Origin of the sequence: Rhizobium sp. NLR16a, from assembly GCF_017948245.1 — a bacterium.
Taxonomy (GTDB): domain Bacteria; phylum Pseudomonadota; class Alphaproteobacteria; order Rhizobiales; family Rhizobiaceae; genus Rhizobium.
The window spans coordinates 438,335-456,916 of record NZ_CP072868.1 but is presented as its reverse complement, the minus strand read 5'-3'; the positions used below and the strand labels follow the sequence as shown (position 1 = coordinate 456,916).

The 18,582-nt window shown below is 62.0% G+C and carries 15 protein-coding genes; 5 read left to right on the top strand and 10 right to left on the bottom strand.

From position 1 onward, the window contains the following. The first annotated feature begins 11 nt into the window (after window positions 1-11). From J7U39_RS26855 to trxA, 4 genes are all read left to right on the top strand, one after another. On the top strand, window positions 12-743 hold the full coding sequence (locus tag J7U39_RS26855; RefSeq protein WP_210632817.1) for a nucleotidyltransferase family protein: 732 nt from the start codon (window positions 12-14) through the stop codon (window positions 741-743). A 4-nt stretch (window positions 744-747) separates the two neighbouring features. Further along, entirely contained in the window at window positions 748-3,942 is a 3,195-nt protein-coding gene (gene addB, locus J7U39_RS26850; RefSeq protein WP_210632816.1) for a double-strand break repair protein AddB, read from the top strand. Further along, window positions 3,935-7,480 (top strand): double-strand break repair helicase AddA, encoded by a 3,546-nt coding sequence (gene addA, locus J7U39_RS26845; RefSeq protein ID WP_210632815.1) that lies wholly within the window; start codon window positions 3,935-3,937, stop codon window positions 7,478-7,480. The genes addB and addA overlap by 8 nt, the downstream gene beginning before the upstream one ends. A gap of 75 nt (window positions 7,481-7,555) precedes the next feature. Next, a complete protein-coding gene (gene trxA / locus J7U39_RS26840) occupies window positions 7,556-7,876 on the top strand; it encodes a thioredoxin (RefSeq protein WP_004672616.1) in 321 nt (106 codons plus the stop codon). A gap of 58 nt (window positions 7,877-7,934) precedes the next feature. Here the strand turns inward: trxA and J7U39_RS26835 are convergent, their stop codons facing one another. The 10 genes from J7U39_RS26835 to J7U39_RS26790 form a co-directional block, all read right to left on the bottom strand. Then, window positions 7,935-9,287 (bottom strand): folylpolyglutamate synthase/dihydrofolate synthase family protein, encoded by a 1,353-nt coding sequence (locus J7U39_RS26835; protein WP_210632814.1) that lies wholly within the window; start codon window positions 9,285-9,287, stop codon window positions 7,935-7,937. A gap of 27 nt (window positions 9,288-9,314) precedes the next feature. Continuing rightward, the gene (gene accD / locus J7U39_RS26830; protein WP_210632813.1) at window positions 9,315-10,220 is read right to left on the bottom strand and encodes an acetyl-CoA carboxylase, carboxyltransferase subunit beta; all 906 of its coding nucleotides are present in this window, start codon (window positions 10,218-10,220) and stop codon (window positions 9,315-9,317) included. A gap of 39 nt (window positions 10,221-10,259) precedes the next feature. Beyond that, window positions 10,260-11,099, bottom strand: coding sequence for a tryptophan synthase subunit alpha (gene trpA, locus J7U39_RS26825; protein ID WP_210632812.1), 840 nt, complete (start codon window positions 11,097-11,099; stop codon window positions 10,260-10,262). 3 nt (window positions 11,100-11,102) lie between these two features. Beyond that, entirely contained in the window at window positions 11,103-12,323 is a 1,221-nt protein-coding gene (gene trpB, locus J7U39_RS26820; RefSeq protein ID WP_210632811.1) for a tryptophan synthase subunit beta, read from the bottom strand. Window positions 12,324-12,325: 2 nt separating this feature from the next. After that, window positions 12,326-12,994, bottom strand: a complete 669-nt coding sequence (locus J7U39_RS26815) for a phosphoribosylanthranilate isomerase (protein ID WP_210632810.1) — start codon at window positions 12,992-12,994, stop codon at window positions 12,326-12,328. A 75-nt stretch (window positions 12,995-13,069) separates the two neighbouring features. Further along, on the bottom strand, window positions 13,070-13,828 hold the full coding sequence (locus J7U39_RS26810) for a SprT family zinc-dependent metalloprotease (RefSeq protein ID WP_210632809.1): 759 nt from the start codon (window positions 13,826-13,828) through the stop codon (window positions 13,070-13,072). Between the two features lie 211 nt (window positions 13,829-14,039). Continuing rightward, window positions 14,040-14,474, bottom strand: a complete 435-nt coding sequence (locus J7U39_RS26805; RefSeq protein WP_064800136.1) for a DUF2852 domain-containing protein — start codon at window positions 14,472-14,474, stop codon at window positions 14,040-14,042. Between the two features lie 144 nt (window positions 14,475-14,618). Continuing rightward, the gene (gene phaZ / locus J7U39_RS26800; RefSeq protein WP_210632808.1) at window positions 14,619-15,896 is read right to left on the bottom strand and encodes a polyhydroxyalkanoate depolymerase; all 1,278 of its coding nucleotides are present in this window, start codon (window positions 15,894-15,896) and stop codon (window positions 14,619-14,621) included. Between the two features lie 203 nt (window positions 15,897-16,099). Further along, the gene (locus J7U39_RS26795; RefSeq protein WP_210632807.1) at window positions 16,100-16,942 is read right to left on the bottom strand and encodes a fumarylacetoacetate hydrolase family protein; all 843 of its coding nucleotides are present in this window, start codon (window positions 16,940-16,942) and stop codon (window positions 16,100-16,102) included. A 95-nt stretch (window positions 16,943-17,037) separates the two neighbouring features. Further along, the gene (locus tag J7U39_RS26790) at window positions 17,038-17,991 is read right to left on the bottom strand and encodes a glutathione S-transferase family protein (protein ID WP_210632806.1); all 954 of its coding nucleotides are present in this window, start codon (window positions 17,989-17,991) and stop codon (window positions 17,038-17,040) included. 278 nt (window positions 17,992-18,269) lie between these two features. Between J7U39_RS26790 and J7U39_RS26785 the strand changes: the two genes are divergently transcribed. Next, window positions 18,270-18,554, top strand: a complete 285-nt coding sequence (locus J7U39_RS26785) for a DUF2218 domain-containing protein (RefSeq protein ID WP_210632805.1) — start codon at window positions 18,270-18,272, stop codon at window positions 18,552-18,554. The last annotated feature ends 28 nt before the right edge of the window (window positions 18,555-18,582 follow it).

Genomic DNA, 18,582 nt, shown 5'->3' with positions numbered 1-18,582 from the left:
TCCGGATCAAGATGACCATCAGACAAGCCATGGTTCTGGCCGCGGGTCTCGGGACCCGCATGCGCCCGATCACCGATACGATTCCGAAGCCGCTGGTGAAGATCGACGGCAAGCCGATGATCGACTATTCGCTGGACGCGCTGGTTTCGGCCGGCGTCGAGCGGGCCGTCGTCAACGTTCATCATCATGCCGAGCAGATGCTCGACCATCTCGGCAAATATCGCGGCCTCGACATCATCATATCGGACGAGCGGGACGGACTGATGAATTCCGGCGGAGGACTGGCGAAGGGCCTGACGCTGCTTGAACGCGACGACATCTTCGTCATGAATGCCGATCTCTTCTGGATCGGAGAACAGCCGGGACGGCCGACGAACCTGCAGCGCTTAGCTGGATTCTTCGATGCAGAGCAAATGGACATGGCGCTGCTTTGCGTCAGGATCGAAGATACAACCGGTCACAACGGCAAGAATGATTTCAGCCTCGCTGCAGATGGCCGGCTGACGCGGTATCGCGACGATCCGTCCAATCCCGTCGTCTATGCCGGGGCGATCGCCATGAACCCGACGCTGTTTGATGATGCGCCGAAGGATGCCTTCAACCTCAATATCTATTTCGACAAGGCGATCGCGCGCCGACGTCTGTTCGGCATCGTGCTCGACGGCCATTGGCTGACTGTGGGAACGCCAGAGGCGATCGGCGAAGCGGAGGAAACAATCCGCCGACTGCGGGCGTTCGCGTGAGCTCATGGCGGACCGGCACCAGCCACGCATCCTGACGATCCCGGCGGGCCTGCCCTTCCTGAAAACGCTGGCGACGACGCTTTGCGACGGACGCCTGACGCCGCTCTTTCGGCATGAGTCCGATGATCCGCTGTCGCTCGCCAGGGTGACGATCTACCTGCCGACCCGGCGCGCCGTGCGCGTGCTGCGCTCAGAATTCGTCGACCTGCTCGGCGGCCGCTCGGCGATCCTGCCGGTGATCCGTCCTCTCGGCGAAACCGATGACGACAGCGGATATTTCGAAGAGGCGCTGCCGGCGACGATCGATCTCGCCCAGCCGCTGTCGAATACCGCCCGGCTCCTGGAACTGGCGCGGCTGATCCTTGCCTGGCGAAACAAGCTGCCGGAGATCGTCCGCCATATCCATTCCGACTCGCCGCTCGTTGCGCCGGCCAGCCCGGCAGATGCGATCTGGCTCGCCCGCAACCTCGCGGAGCTGATCGATTCCATCGAAACCGAGGATCTTGACTGGTCGGAACTGTCGAAACTCGACACTGGCGACTACGCCGCCTGGTGGCAGCTGACGGCGGAGTTCCTCCAGATCGCCAGCGCCTTTTGGCCGGAGCGGCTTTCCGAGCTCGGCAAGTCCTCGCCGGCGCGGCACAGGAACGCAATTCTGCGGGCCGAAGCAGCCAGGATTTCGGCGGCGAAGCCGGCCGGGCCGATTATCATTGCCGGTTCGACGGGTTCGGTTCCTGCCACGGCCGATCTCATCGCCGCCGTTGCCAATCTGCCCGAAGGCGTGATCGTCCTTCCCGGCCTCGATCTGTCCATGCCCGACAGGCATTGGCAAATGGTGGCGCCGGAACCGGCGCCAGGCCAGCATGCCAATCCGGCCAGCCGGAGCCATCCGCAATATGGCCTGTCCTTGCTGCTGAAAAGGCTGAGGCTGACACGAGCCGACGTCAGCCTCCTGGGGAGACCAGAGGCCGATCTTAACCGGCGCGCCGAAATCCTGTCGCGCGCGCTCGCCCCGGCAGAGGCGACCAGCGACTGGGGGGCCTGGAAGAGCTCGCTACCCGAGGGAGCGCTGACTTCGGCCTTCGGCGATGTTTCGCTGATCGAAGCCGCCAATGAGCGCGAGGAAGCAACCGCGATTGCCATCGCGCTCAGGCTTGCACTGGAAAGGCAGGGACAGGATGGCGAAAGCCGGGCTGCGCTGATTACGCCAGACCGCAATCTCGCCCGTCGGGTGATGGCCGAGCTCTCCCGCTTCGGGATTCTCGCCGACGATTCGGCCGGCACACCGCTTTCGGCGACCCCGCAGGGCACGCTGCTACAGCTGCTGCTGGAGGCGGCGCTTCGGCCGGGTGATCCGGTGGCGATCGTTTCGCTGCTCAAACATCCGCTGGCCCGCTTCGGCCTCGAACGCGACGCCTTGATTTCCGCGACCGAAGCGCTCGAACTGCTGGCGCTGCGCGGCGGGGTGGCGGAGGTGGATATCAACGCACTTGAATTGCTCCTGAGCCAGCAGCTCGGCGAACAGGTCCTCGACCGACACGCGCCGCAATGGCGCAAGACGCTGCCAGCCGAGGCCGTCGAGACCGCATCCGAACTTGCGCGCCGGGTCACCCGCGCAACCGAGCCTCTTGCTTCCGCGCTGGTCCGGCACCGGCCGGAGGAGCGCGGCAAGACAGCAAGTTTCACGCTGTCGGAATGGGCGGAGCGGACCGGCCGTTCGCTCGAAGCGGTCGCGGCAGATCCGCACGGCAATCTTGCCGATCTCTGGGCACACGAGGCAGGGGACGCCCTCGCCTCACTCCTCAGCGAAGTCATAGACACGGACGGCCAGATGGAGGCCGACGGACCGCAATGGATCGACATCATGGCAGCACTTGCCGCCGGCCATGCGGTGAAGCCGCGGGCGCTCAGCCATCCCCGCCTCTTCATCTTCGGCACGCTCGAAGCCCGCCTGCAGAGCGTCGACACGCTCATTCTCGGCGGGTTGAACGAAGGCTCCTGGCCAGGGCAGAGCGCGAACAATCCCTTCATTCCACGTATGATGAAGACGGAGATCGGGCTCGAACCGCCGGAGCGGCGCATCGGGCAGCTAGCGCATGATTTCGAGATGGCGAACGGCACCCGCCACCTGATCTATTCGAGAGCGCTGCGCCAAGGTTCGACGCCGACCGTCGCCTCACGCTGGCTGCAGCGGCTGCTGGCGCTCGGCGGAGGGACCTTTCAAGCGGCATTGAGGGAGCGCGGTAACCGGTACCTGCAATGGGCTGGTCTGATCGATCGGGGAGACGCCCAGGCACCGGCGCAGCGGCCCTCGCCGACACCGCCGCTGGCGCTGCAGCCGAAGTCCTATTCCTTCAGCGAGGTCGGACGGCTGCGCCGCGATCCCTATGCGATCTATGCCCGCCGCATCCTGCGGCTCGATCCGGTGGACGCGTTCAACCGCGACCCGGGAGCGGCCGAACGCGGAACGCTCTATCACACGATCATCGACCGGTTCGTCCGCGGGGCCCATGTGGCCGGCACGCCGGCGGCGGCAGCGGCGATGGAGCGGATCCTTAACGAGCTTTTCGACATGGAGAAGCTGCCACCGCATATCGATGCCGTCTGGCGGCCGCGCTTTCGCGAAGTGGCCCGTGCCTTCCTCGAATGGGAGGCCGGACGACGTCCCGGCATCCGCAGGACGCTGACGGAAGTACGCGGCGGCGTGGAGCTGGAGGCGATCAATATCCGGCTGAACGGCGTTGCGGACCGGATCGATATTACAGGACCGGGGGCGGCCGATATCATCGACTACAAGACCGGCTACAATCCCTCACCGACACAGGCACGCGCGCTTCTCGATCCGCAGCTCGCCCTGGAAGCGGCGGCTTTGAGCGCCGGCGCCTTCCGCGATGCCGGCAGTCTTGTGCCGCAGGATCTGCTCTATGTTCGCCTGCGACCGGGACGTCGCTTCCAGGTCGATACGGTGAACAACGAAAACGCGGCCCGCAGCGACAAGGCGAAATCGGCGATGGACCTTGCCGGAGAATCGATCGACCAGCTGATCAAGTTCGTCAGTTTGCTGCAGTCCGGCGAAAAGGGCTTTACCTCGCGGCTCATCCCGGCGCAGCAGTTTGATTTCGGCGGCGACTACGATCATCTCGCCCGCGTCTCCGAATGGTCCACGGCTGAGACTGAGGAAGGCGGCGGCGATGAGTGACGCTCTTCCGAATGACGACGATCCCGGCGCCTGGATCGGCTGGACCACGATTCAACAGGCGATCGCCTCCGACCCCCAGCGCTCGGCATGGGTTTCGGCCAATGCCGGTTCCGGCAAGACGCATGTCCTGACCCAGCGCGTCATTCGTCTGCTGCTTGCCGGCGCGCGGCCTTCCGCCATTCTCTGCCTGACCTATACCAAGGCCGCGGCCTCTGAAATGTCGAATCGCGTCTTCGAACGGCTGGCGGACTGGGTGGTGCTCGACGACGAAGAGCTCGGCCGGCGGATCATGCAGATCGAGGGGACGGCGCCCGATGCGCTGAAGCTCGCCGAGGCGCGCCGGCTGTTTGCCAAGGCGCTGGAAACGCCGGGCGGGTTGAAGATCCAGACGATCCATGCCTTTTGCGAAGCGCTGCTGCACCAATTCCCGCTGGAGGCCAATGTTGCCGGGCATTTTTCGGTCCTCGACGATCGCGCGGCGGCGGCGCTGCTTTCCGATGCACGCCGGGCGCTGCTGACGGCGACCGCGCCGGAAGAAGGCAGCGCCCTTGCCGAGGCTTTCGCCTATGTGCTCAATCTCGGCGACGAATCCGGGCTGGAGAACCTGCTCGCCGACATCATCGCCAACCGCAACGCCATTCGCCGCTTCACCGCGGCTGCCGAGCGACGCGGCGGCGTGGAGGCAGTGCTGCGCAACAGGCTCGGCCTTGCCGCCGGCGATACGGAAAGCCGGATCGCGGCGCAATATTGGCCGTTGCCGGAGCTTTCGGGCGGCATGCTGGAGCTTTATCTGTCGCTTGCCGACCAGAAAGGCGGCGCCAAGGCGCAGGAAGTTGCTTATGGCCTCAGGCTCGCCGGCCGGGAGCGCGATGACGCCAGGCGCGCCGAAATGCTGGAGAAAATCTTCCTGACGGCGAAGGGCGAGCCGAAATCGGAGACGCAGTTCCTGGTCAAGGCCATGCTTGCGGAAGCACCGCAACTGGCGCGCGCCATCGCCGTCGCCCGCGCGCATGTCGCGGCAAGCCGTGATCGGTTGAAAACGATGCGAATGTTCGGCGCCACGCAGGCCGCGCTGGTGCTCGCCGGTCGGCTGAACCATGATTACGAGGAGTTGAAGAAGCAACGCAGCCAACTGGATTTCGAAGACCTGATCACCCGCACCGCCGACCTGCTGACAAAGAGTGGCGTCGGTCCCTGGATCCATTACAAGCTCGACCGGGGTATCGATCATATCCTCGTCGACGAGGCACAGGATACCAGCCCGATCCAATGGAGCGTCATCCAGTCGCTCGCCGAGGATTTCTTTTCCGGCGAGAGCGCCCGGCCAGTCGTACGCACGCTCTTTGCCGTCGGCGACGAGAAGCAGTCGATCTACTCCTTTCAGGGGGCGCGGCCCGAGCGTTTTTCCGAAGAGAGCGACCGGACGCGGCGGCGGGTCTCCGACAGCGGGCAGAGCTTTTCCTCCGTACGGCTGCCGCTCTCCTTTCGCTCGACCGCCGACGTACTCGAGGCCGTCGACCAGATCTTCAGGATATCGGATAATGCGCGGGGTCTGAGCGCGGTCGGCGAACCGGTCGTGCATCGATCCAGCCGGATCGGACATCCTGGCGCCGTCGACCTCTGGGAGATGGTCGCGCCTGAGGCGGTGGTGAAGGAAGAGGATTGGACGGCGCCCTTCGATGCGACGCCGGAAAGTGCGCCGGCCGCAATCCTCGCGCGGCGGATCGCCCATGCGATCGGCACCCTCGTCGGCCGTGAAACGATCGTCGACAAAGGCAGGGAGCGGCTCATCGAAGCCGGCGACATCCTCGTTCTGGTGCGCAAGCGCGACGCCTTCGTCAATGCCTTGACCCGCGCCTTGAAGCGCCGCGGCGACATTCCCGTGGCCGGCGCCGACCGACTGACGCTGACCAGCCATATCGCCGTCCAGGATCTGCTGGCGCTCGGCCGTTTCCTGCTTCTGCCGGAGGACGACCTTTCGCTCGCTGCGGTGCTGAAGAGCCCGCTTTTCGATCTTTCCGAGGACGATATCTTTGCAATCGCCGGCCTGCGGGGCGACAACGAGAGCGTCTGGAGCCATCTCAAGAGGTTTGCGGCCGACGGCACCGAACGTTTCCGTGCCGCCGTCGAAAGGCTGGAGCTGTTTCTGCGGCAGTCGCGACATCTGTCGGTCCATGATTTCTATGCGCGGGTGCTGGGCAGCCATGGCGGGCGGCGGCAATTCCTTGCCCGTCTCGGCACCGAGGTCAGCGATATTCTCGACGAATTCCTGACCTTCACCCTCGACCACGAGAACTCCGGCCTACCCGGGCTGCAATCCTTCATCTCAATGCTGGAGCTTGAAGCGCCGGAGGTGAAGCGTGAGCAGGACAAGGGGCGCAACGAGGTCAGGATCATGACCGTGCATGCCTCCAAGGGTCTTGAAGCACCAATCGTCTTCCTCGTCGACGGCGGCTCCAAGCCCTTCACGCATACGCATCTGCCGAAACTTCGCCTGATCGAAACCGACCCCGACGAGCCGCCGCTGCCGGCCTGGGTTCCCGTCTCGGACCTCGCCAATTCGCTGACGCAAAACGATGCAACGCGGATCCAGATGCTGGCGGAAGAGGAGTATCGCCGGCTGCTTTATGTCGCCATGACGCGGGCTGCCGACCGGCTGGTCGTCTGCGGCTATCGTGGCGTTCGTGTCAATAACGATACCTGGCACACGATGATCTCCACTGCGCTCAGCGAAGGCCATCCGCATGTGGAGGCGGCCACCTTCTCCGGCCCTGACGGGGAATGGCCGGGTATCCGATGGCGCGTGCCGCGGGTGGAGCGGCGCTTCGAGCGTATCGAACGCAACGAGGCGCGCGACCGTCAGCAGGCGTTGCCGGAAGGCCTATTGCGGCCATTGCCACCACAGGCTGAGCTGCCCCGCCCCCTCAGCCCGTCCGGTATCGGGACGATCATCGACGAAGACGAGGGCAGCTTGTTTGTCGCTTCGCCGCTGTTCGGGGAGAAGGAGCGCAGCGATCGTTCACTGGAAAAGGGCAGACTGATCCATCGCATGCTGCAGGCGCTTCCAGAAATTCCGCTTCGAGAACGACCCGATGCCGCATGCCGTTATGCCGAACGGGCGGCGCGGTTCTGGCCGGAAGCGGAACGCCGCCGGCTCGTCGATTCGGTTCTGAAACTCATGGACGAACAGGCTTTGCAGCCGGTTCTCGGGGCAGAGGCCCAGCCGGAAGTTTCGATCATGGGAACATTGACGCTCGAAGACAGCCGCTATGCGGTCTCGGGCCGTACCGACCGGCTCGCCGTGCTTGCCGATCGCGTTGTCATTCTCGATTACAAGACCAATCGGGTGCCGCCTTCGACCGAGGAGGCGATCCCTTTCGCACATAAGGCTCAGCTCGCGATCTATCGTGAGATCCTGGCGCCGCTCTATCCCGGCAAACGCATCGACTGCATGCTCGTCTATACCGAGAATGCGTCGCTTTATACGCTGAGCGAAAAGGCGCTCGGTTTGGCGCTTGCAGGACTCAAGACAAAGTGAAATACCGGACATTGAAAATTTGGCGCCGCACCATCACATGTGGTTCAACATCTTCTTCGGTCAAAGGAGCAGCCTATGGCTACCGTGAAAGTCGATATCAATAACTTCCAGTCGGAAGTTCTGGAATCCGCAGAACCCGTCGTCGTCGATTTCTGGGCTGAATGGTGCGGTCCGTGCAAGATGATCGCTCCGAGCCTCGAGGAAATCTCCGTCGAGATGGAAGGCAAGGTAAAGGTCGCCAAACTCAATATCGATGAAAACCCGGAACTCGCCGCCCAATTCGGCGTGCGCTCCATTCCGACGCTCGCCATCTTCAAGGGCGGCGAAGTGGCCGATATTTCGGTCGGCGCCAAGCCGAAGACAGCTCTTTCGAACTGGATTTCGAACGCCGCCTGATCGATATCGTCTTTATATTGCATGAAAAGCCCGGCTTCGACCGGGCTTTTTCATTTGCTTATTTCGGAGGCGTGCCGTTGTCGGCAAGCACATCGCCGACGAGATAGAGAGAGCCGCCGATGAGGATGCGGGGCGGCAGTGCCGTCGGGTCGAGGGCCGATTTTATCGCTTCCAGCGCCTCGCCGACCGTCGACATCGGTTCGGCGACCAAACCGGCATCATAGGCGGCGTTCGACAATATCACCGGGTCGATCATCGCCTCGCTGCCGCGGATCGGCACGCAGAACACCTTCTCGACCAAGCCTGTAAAGGCCTTGAAATACCCGATCGGGTCCTTGGTGTTGATCATGCCGATGATCAGGAAAAGCGGCCGCGGCTGGCGCTCCTCGAAATTAGCCATGGCTTCGGCGATCACCTCACCCGCTCCGGGATTGTGCCCGCCATCGACCCAGATCTCGGCGCCGGCGGGCGCATGCGATAGCAGCCGGCCCTCGCTGAGGCGCTGCAGCCGGCCCGGCCATTCCACGAAATTCATCGCCTTTTCCATCATCGTCTCGGTGACGGGGAAGCCGGCGGCCTTGACAGCGCGGATGGCGGCGGCGGCATTGGCATATTGATGGCGACCGGGAAGGCGCGGCAGCGGCAGGTCGGCAAGCCCGTACTCGTCCTGATAGACCAGCCGTCCATATTCCTCATGCGCCATGAAATCCTGCCCGAAGACGGCGCTCGGGCAATGCAGTCGCTCGGCCGTCGACATCAGCACGTCGAGCGCCGCATCATATTCCTGATGGCCGATGACGACGGGCCGTCCGGGCTTCATGATGCCAGCCTTTTCAGCCGCGATCAGTTCCACCCTGTCGCCGAGATAAGGCTGGTGATCCAGCGAGATCGGCATGACGACGGACACAGCCGGATCGGAGATGACATTGGTGGCGTCGAAACGGCCGCCGAGACCGACTTCGATGATCGCGGCATCGGCCGGGTGTTCGGAAAACAGAATGAAGGTGACCGCCGTCAGGATTTCGAAGACGGTGATATGCTGCCCGGCATTGGCCTCGGCCACCCGTCGCAGAGCATCGGCGAAGACGGCGTCGTCGACAAGCTGCCCGCGCCCGCCCGCGACACCAATGCGATAGCGCTCGTGCCAATTGACGAGATGCGGCGAGGTGTGGACGTGGGCGCTGTAACCCCCCGCTTCCAGCAGAGCCCGGCTGAAGGCAGTGACCGAACCCTTGCCGTTGGTGCCAGCGACATGGATGACCGGCGGCAGTTTCCGGTGCGGATTGCCGAGTTGGTCGAGAAGACGGGTGATGCGATCGAGAGACAGATCGAAGCCCTTGGGATGCAATCCCATGAGTTTTTCGATCTCCTGCGCTGCCTCACTCACCGCGGTTTGGCCTCTGGGTATCAATTCGGCATCCCGCCTGCTTGCCTGATATCAGGCGCTCGCCGCCAAGGCGATCGCTCCACGAGTCACGTCGTTGGCTGCCGAGACGGGCTTCTTCGTCAGAATCTTCAGGATGCGCGCCAGCGTTTCCGGAATGTCATGACGTTTGACAACCATATCGACCATACCATGTTCCAGCAGATATTCGGAGGTCTGGAAGCCTTCCGGCAGCTTTTCACGCAGCGTCTGCTCGATCACCCGCTTGCCGGCAAAGCCGATTTCGGCGCCGGGCTCGGCCAGGTGAATATCGCCAAGCATGGCATAGGAGGCCGTGACGCCGCCTGTTGTCGGGTTGGTCAACACGACAATGTAGGGCTGGCCGGATTCCTTGAGCAAGTCGACGGCAACGGTCGTGCGCGGCAGCTGCATCAGCGAGAGAATGCCTTCCTGCATGCGCGCACCGCCGGAAGCCGGGAACATCACCAGCGGGCATTTTTCCGACGTCGCACGTTCGAAAGCCTTGACGATCGCCTCGCCGGCGGCGATGCCGAGCGAACCGCCGATGAAGTTGAATTCGTGCACGACGGCCACGAGTTTCACACCCTGCACCTTTCCGAGGCCGGCGAGGATCGTGTCCTCCTGCTCGGTCTTCAGGCGGCTGTCACGCAGACGATCGCTGTATTTCTTCGAATCGCGAAATTTCAGCGGGTCCTGGGCGACCTTCGGCTGCGGCAGCGATTCATATTCACCATTGTCGAAAAGGTCGGCAAGCCGGGCCTTGGCCGGCATCTTCATGTGATAGCCGGAAGCAGGGATCACCCACTTATTGCCTTCCAGGTCCTTGTGGAAGACCATCTCGCCCGTTTCCGGGCACTTGATCCAGAGATTCTCCGGCACTTCGCGACGGCCCAGCATGGAATTGATCCGCGGGCGAACGTAGTTGGTGATCCAGTTCAACTCGAATTCTCCTGGTTGAATAGCGCCAATGTGGGAAAACTATTCGGCAGCAACAAGGCGTGCCGAGCGTGTTCCCGAGGAAAGGCCGCGCACCAGCGTTGCGACCGCCTGAACCGTGTCCGCCGTCGCCTTGCCATCGCTGGTCAAGCTCGTCGCGACCTGGTTGACGATGGCGGTACCGACGACGACGCCATCGGCCGAGCCGCCGATGACCTTCGCATGTTCCGCCGTCTTGACGCCAAAACCGACGCAGACGGGCAGCTCCGTATGCTGCTTGATACGCTGGACGGCGCCGGAAACCAGCGACGGATCGGGCAGTGCCGAACCGGTGATGCCGTTCATCGAGACGTAGTAGACGAAGCCGGAGGTGTTCTTCAACACGGTGGGCAAGCGCTTTTCGTCGGTGGTCGGCGTCGCCAGGCGGATGAAGTTGATCCCCTTGCGGATCGCCGGAATGCAGAGTTCGTCATCCATCTCCGGCGGCAGGTCGACGACGATCAGGCCGTCGATACCGGCGGCCAGCGCATCGTCCAGGAACGTCTCGACGCCGTAGATGTAGATCGGATTGTAATAGCCCATCATGACGATCGGCGTCGCGTCGTTGCTCTTGCGGAAGTCTGCCGCCAGCTGCAGCGTCTTCTTCAGCGTCTGACCGCCTTTCAGCGCCCGCTGGCCGGCCAGCTGGATGGCCGGGCCGTCGGCCATCGGATCGGAAAAGGGCATGCCGAGCTCGATGATGTCGGAACCTGCTTCCGGCAGTGCCTTCATGATGCCGAGAGAGGTATCGTAATCAGGATCACCGCCCATGAAATAGGTCACAAGCGCCGGACGGCCCTCGGCCTTGAGCGCGGCAAAGCGTTTGTCCATGCGTGCGGTCATGTCTTACAGTCCCATTCCCAGAATCTTGCCGACGGTGAATATGTCCTTGTCGCCGCGGCCGGAGAGGTTCATCAGGATGATCTCGTCCTTGTTCATTGTCGGTGCGCGCTTGATGACCTCGGCAATCGCATGCGCCGCCTCGAGCGCCGGGATGATGCCTTCGAGGCGGGTCAGGGTCTGGAACGCCTCGAGCGCCTCGTGGTCCATGATCGGCACGTAGTCGACGCGGCCGATATCGCTCAGCCAGGAATGTTCGGGGCCGATGCCGGGATAATCGAGACCAGCCGAAATCGAATGACCTTCCTTGATCTGGCCGTCGCCATCCTGCAGCAGGTAGGTGCGGTTGCCGTGCAGCACGCCGGGAGACCCGGCGGTGATCGAAGCGCAATGTTCGTCGCCCTGGAGGCCCTTGCCGCCGGCTTCGACGCCGACGATCTTCACGGAGGGGTCATCGAGGAAGGGGTGGAAGATGCCGATCGCATTCGAGCCACCGCCGACGGCAGCGACGACGAGGTCCGGCAGGCGGCCTTCGGCGGCCAGCATCTGCTCTTTCGCTTCCGCGCCGATCACCGACTGGAAGTCCCGGACCATCTCCGGATAGGGATGCGGGCCGGCCGCCGTGCCGATCAGATAATAGGTATCCTCGACATTGGTGACCCAGTCGCGGAGCGCCTCGTTCATCGCGTCCTTCAGCGTGCCGCTGCCTGCCGTCACGGGCTTGACTTCGGCGCCGAGCAGCTTCATGCGGAAAACGTTCGGTGCCTGACGCTCGACGTCGGTGGCGCCCATGTAGACGACGCAGGGAAGCCCGAAGCGGGCGGCAACGGTGGCCGAAGCGACGCCGTGCTGGCCGGCGCCGGTTTCGGCGATGATACGGGTCTTGCCCATGCGTTTGGCGAGCAGGATCTGGCCGATGCAGTTGTTGATCTTGTGCGAACCGGTGTGGTTCAGTTCCTCGCGCTTGAAATAGATCTTCGCGCCGCCGAGTTCGGCAGTCAGCCGCTCGGCAAAATAGAGCGGGCTCGGCCGGCCGATATAGTGGGCGCCAAGATGCTTCAGTTCCGCCTGGAAGGCCGGATCGCTCTTCGCCTTGTTCCACTCGTCCTGCAGATCGAGAATCAAAGGCATCAACGTTTCGGCAACGAAACGACCCCCATAGATGCCGAAGCGGCCATCTTCATCTGGCCCGGAACGGAAGGAATTCGGTTTAGGCGTTTCGTTCACTATCAACTCCCTGAGGCCATGACAGGCGTATCCGCCTTTTCGACCGCATCGAAAAATTCATCGATCAACGCGACGCTCTTTACGCCGGGCTCGGTTTCGACACCCGAGGAGACGTCGATACCACGTGCCTTGGTCTTCACAAGCGCATCCGCGACATTGTCCTTGTTCAGCCCGCCGGACAGCATGTAGTCGATGCTGCCGTCGAGCCAGCCGAGAAGGCTCCAGTCGAAGGAAATCCCGTTGCCGCCAGGCAGTTCCGAACCCTTCGGCGCTTTCGCATCGAAGAGAAAACGGTCGGCGATGCCGATATAGGCTTCGACGCGCCTGAGATCGTCGGCCGTGCGCACGGAAAAGACTTTCATCACAGGCAAACCATAGAGCGCCTTGATGGTCAGCACATGTTCGGGACTCTCGTTGCCATGGAGCTGGAGGATGTCCGGCTTCAGCAGCGACACGATTTCGTCGAGATCGTCATTTGTGGGATCAACGACGACGGCGACGATCTTCGCCTTGCCGCGCGCCGGTTCGGCAAGTTTTGCCGCCACATCGGGCTCGACATAACGCGGGCTCTTTTCGAAGAAGATAAAACCGATATGGGTCGCGCCGCGTTTCAGCGCACGATCGATCGCTTCGGGCGTCTTCAAGCCACAGATCTTGATATCGGTTTTCATGGCAGCGAAGTGACACGAAATGCGGCAAGAGTCGAGCCAAATTGCATGGAAAGCTGTATTTAGCGGGGCTTGCGGCTAATCGAAATCGATGGCGTGCAGCTGACTGCCGTGCCGCTTCAGCCAGGATTTCGCTTCCTCCATGCCGGGGCAAAGCGTCTTGCAAAGCGCCCAGAAGCGGGGGCCGTGATTCATCTCCTTGAGATGAGCGACTTCATGGGCGGCGAGATAATCGATCACCGAAGGCGGCGCCATGACGATACGCCAGGAGAAACTCAAGTTTCCCTCCGACGAGCAGGAGCCCCATCGGCTGCGGGTATCTTTCATCGAGATCGAGCGGATCGGCGCCCGGATTGTCGCGGCATGCATCATCGCCAGCCTCTCAAGATCGGCGCGCGCCTCCTTCTTGAGGAAGGCCGCGATGCGCCGCCCGACATGCTCGGGCATGCCGCTGACGCGCAGCACAGGACTGCCATCCACGGAGACGACCTCCGTCAAGCCGCGCAGGCTGCCCGTGTGCTCGATGCGATGGGAAACACCGCGCAGGAGGATCTTGCCGCCGTTGCGTAAGCCGGTATCGGTCGAAAACTTGGCAAGCTTGGTGAGCAGCCATCCCTGGTGCCGATCGAGGAAGGCGTTCACCTCACGCGCCGCCAGACCTCTCGGCACCGTCATCTTCAAGGCCCGCCCGCCCGGCTCGATGCGAAGCGTGATCCGGGTTGCCTGATCGTGCTGCTTGATGGTCAGCGGCATGAGCCGGCCGGCGACATCGAGCGTCCGCGTTTCGGGCGGAGCTGGCTTTCGCGCCTTTGGCCGTGTCTTCAGAAGCGGAAACATGGGGGTTTTCTATACGATTCGCCGGGGAATCTAAACGATTTGCGGGGCAGGCGGACATGGAAAAACCGGCATCGCGAGATGCCGGTCATCATTTCATTGCCTAAAGCGCGGTCGCGATCTTCCAGCTTCGCTCCTTGCGCTTTAGGTCTTCGTTTACGCATGTCGTTGCCGCAAAACCGCTTCACACTTTTGCGCGACATGCTTTAGGCCTTCACGGCGTCTGGAACTCCGCGACCGGGCCGTTGTCGTCGCGCTTGGCGTTCTTGCGGTCACGCATGAAGCGGTCGAACTCTTCCTGGTCCTTGGCGCGGCGGAGTTCACGCAGATATTCGTCGAATTCCTCGCGCATTTCGTCGAGCTTGCGGCGCTCTTCCTCGATCCGGTCGAGCTCGGCCTTACGCCAGTCGTCGAAGGCGACATTGCCGGTCGAGAAATGCGGGCGGTGGCGGCCATGCGAACGGCGGCAGGAGGCAAAGAAACCATCGGTCGCCTGATTGACGTCGCGCTTGAAGCCGCGCAGACGATCGCCGAAGATGATATAGGCAAGCATGGCCAGACCCAGAGGCCAGAAAACCATGAAGCCGAGAATCATCAGGGCAATGGTAGCCGGAGTCCAATCCGGTCGAAGCAATGCTGACTGGTTCATCGTGCGGTATCCTCGCTTTCGGCGCCCGGCAAGATGCCGAACGCTGGAAATCGATGTGGTAACCGCAAGAACCGCCTTCAAGACGATTGCCGGCGAAATCGGACAAAGCCTTGAATCGGCGTTGCTAATTCAGACGTCGCTGAATCACGCTGTCCGTCCGCCCTTGATCACACGCGGCACCCGCGGCTTGACGGCGGCGCGGGAATGCTGGCGGACGAAATCGACGATGCGCGGCGCGATCTCGCGACGGAAGCGCGAGCCGTTGAAAACGCCGTAATGGCCGACATCCGGCTGAAGATAGTGCATGCGCATGTCTTCAGGAATGTTGACACAGATGGTCTGGGCCGCCCTGGTCTGGCCGACGCCTGAAATGTCGTCATTCTCGCCCTCGACGGTCAGCAGCGCGACGTTGCGGATCGCGGCCGGGTCGACGCGCTTGCCGCGATGCATCAACTCGCCCTTCGGCAGCGAATGCTTCATAAAGACCTGCTCGACCGTCTGCAGATAGAATTCGGCGGTCAGATCCATGACGGCGAGATATTCGTCGTAGAAATCGCGATGTTTTTCCGGCTCGCCGTCGTTCTTCACGAGATGCATGAAGAATTCCTTGTGGGCGACGAGGTGGCGATCGAGGTTCATCGACATGAAGCCCGACAGCTGCAGGAAGCCCGGATAGACAGGGCGCATGAAGCCCGGCTGCGGCCAAGGAACGTCCATGATGACATTGTCGGAAAACCACTGCAGCGACCGCTCCTGGGCGAGCTTGTTCACCGCCGTCGGGTTGATGCGCGTGTCGATCGGGCCGCCCATCAGCGTCATCGAGGACGGCGAGAGCGGATCGTTGGCTTCCTCCATTACCGCCGCTGCAGCGAGCACCGGAACGGAGGGTTGACAGACGGCGATGACATGGGTGTCGTGACCGAGGAAATGCAGCATCTCGATGACGTAATCGACATAATCGTCGAAATCGAACCTGCCTTCCGTCATCGGCACCATGCGGGCGTCGATCCAATCTGTGATGTAGACATCGGCGCTCGGCAGCAGCGCCTCGACCGTACCGCGCAAGAGCGTCGCATAGTGGCCGGACATCGGCGCGACGATCAGGATACGGGGATCGCTGGCCCGGCCGGGCGGAACGTTCCGTGCGAAATGCAGGAGATTGCAGAAGGATCTCGACCAGACGACCTCTTCGCGGACGGAAACCGTCTGCGCGCCGATCGTCGTCTGCTTCAACCCGAATTCCGGCTTTCCGTAGCGACGCGTCGTGCGCTCGAACATTTCGAGGCTTGCCGCCATCGCCCGGCCGAAGGGTGTGTGAGAGAACGGATTCAGCGGATTGGCATAGGCAAATCGCATGATGTCCGCTGCGGCGCGAAACGGCGCCATAGCGGCATGATTCAATTCATAAAGCTGATAGAACATAGAAGGCGCTGCCTTTCATCTATCGAAAAGATGACGTCGGTTGATAGACATCGAGCTCTTTCCGCACGCTGGCACGTAACGCAGACTAACAGGTTTCTGTTGCACAGCAACATGGACGTCCCGAAGCTGCACAGGAAATGCCGGAGAGTTGATCTCCGGCATCACGTAGACGGAAAACTTAAGGTTCCGCTGAAGTAGCGTCGTTAACGATCCGCAACGAAGCTCTGCTTCTGACTGCCGAGCCCTTCGATGCCAAGCTCGACGACATCGCCGTCCCTGAGGAAGCGCGGCGGCTTCATGCCCATGCCGACGCCGGGCGGTGTCCCCGTCGAGATGACATCGCCCGGATGCAGCGACATGAACTGGCTGAGATAGGAAACGACGTGGGCGACGCCATAAACCATGGTCTTGGACGAACCGTTCTGCATCGTCTGGCCGTTAACCTTCAACCACATGCCGAGGTTCTGGGGATCGGCGATCTCATCCTTGGTGACCAGCCAGGGGCCGATCGGGCCGAAAGTGTCGCAGGACTTGCCCTTGGTCCACTGGCCGGCGCGCTCGGTCTGGAAGGCGCGTTCGGACACGTCGTGGGACACACAGTAGCCGGCGACGTAGTCGAGCGCCTCGGCTTCACTGACATATTTCGCCGTTTTGCCGATGACGACGCCGAGCTCGACTTCCCAATCGGTCTTTTCGGAACCGCGCGGGATCAGCACGGTGTCGTTCGGGCCAACGATCGCCGAGGTCGCCTTCATGAAGATGACCGGCTCGGGCGGCACGGTGGCGCCGGTTTCGGCGGCATGGTCGGAGAAATTGAGGCCAATACAGATGAATTTGCCCGTGCCGGCTACGCAGGCTCCGATCCGGCCGGAGGCAAGTTCCGGCAGGCTCTTCGGATCGAGCGCGGCGATCCTTGCAAGGCCGGCCGGCGAGATTGCCTCGCCGCCGATGTCGGCGACATGCGCCGAGAGATCGCGGATCTTGCCATCGGCATCGAGAAGCGCCGGTTTTTCCCGACCTGCTTCGCCAACACGCATCAGCTTCATGGAATGCCTCCTCATCGAAAACGAATTTGCAGCCACCTATGAACGAATTATTCATCGGTGTCATTACGGCTTTGCCCGGAAGCGGTACGGCGTTACTAGAAAATTTCGGAGAGATCCGGACCGGCAGGAACGATTTTCGCCGGGTTCAGGCTTTCGACCGAGTAGTACCCGCGCTTGATGTGGTCGAGATTCACCGTGTCGGCAATGCCCGGCCAATCCAGCATGCGCCGGCAGAAGGTGCGCAGATTGGCATAGTCCGAAAGCCGGCGCAGATTGCATTTGAAGATGCCGTGATAGGCGACGTCGAAGCGCACCAGCGTCACGAAAAGGCGGATATCGCTTTCCGTGGGGTGATCCGCGAAGAGGAAAGACCTGCATTCGAATTTCGGCTCGATCCAATCGAGGCAGGAGAAGACATCGGCGAAGGCTTCCTCATAGGCGATCTGGGTCGTGGCAAAACCGGCGCGATAGACCCCGTTGTTGAGGGCGGGATAAATACGTTCGTTGAAAGCGTCGATCTCGGCGCGCCTTTCGATGGGATAAAGATCGATCGGATTTTTCGCCAGTTCACCGAAGCCGCTGTTCAGCATGCGCAGGATATCGGCAGATTCATTGTTGACGATGGTCTGCCTCTGCTTGTCCCAGAGAACCGGGACGGTGGCGCGGCCGGTGAAACCGGGCGCTGCCCTCGTGTAAATTTCATGCATGTAGCTCATGCCATTGACATGATCCCGCGTTGCACCGGGATAGTCGCCGAAGCGCCAGCCCTGCTTCGTCAGCACCGGTTCGACGACGGAGACGGAAATGACCTCTTCCAGGCCCTTGAGCTTACGGCCGACCAGGGTGCGCGAGGCCCAGGGGCAGATATAGGCGACGTAGAGATGGTAGCGGCCGAGGCTGGCTTCAAAACCGCCCTCGCCTGTCGGCCCGGCGCTGCCATCCGGCGTCACCCAATTGCGGAAACTCGAAACCTGCCTGACGAAGCCGCCTTTTTCATCCTTCGCCTGAACGGGCTGCCAGTCTTCCGTCCATTTTCCGTTCACCAGCATGCGCACTTCTCCAACCGATCGATTGAAGCAGTCCATTACCCTGCTTCGGCGCACGCGTAAGGCCGCTTTTATGGAGACAGTCCGTCCACGCAACTGCGACGATGCTGCGCTTGCCAAGCCGGCGAAGCAGGAAATATGACTTGGCTCTAAAGCGCGTCACGACCTTTCAGATTCGCTTGGCCCGCGCTTCAGGTCCTTGTTTTACGCATGTCGTTATCGCAAAACCGCTGCACATTTTGGTGCGACATGCTGTCGTCCAACACGAGATGGAGTTCGACATGCACCTCTCCAAGGCCGTCGTACGCACCGAACATGCGAGCCGGTACCTGCAGCAGCTCTGCAAACACTGGAGCCACAAGTTCAGCGTCGATTTCGATCCTCATAAGGGCCGGGTGCCGTTCAGCGATAGCGCCGAGGTGATATTCGCCGCCGACGATGCGGCGCTCACCATGACGCTTTCCGTTGCCGATCCCGACCAGCAGGCAGGGATGCAAAGCGTGATCGACGCTCATCTGAAGCGTTTCGCCTTCCGCGAGGAACTCGACATCGTCTGGACCGATTGACCTCAACGATTTTTATGTCCCAACCCTG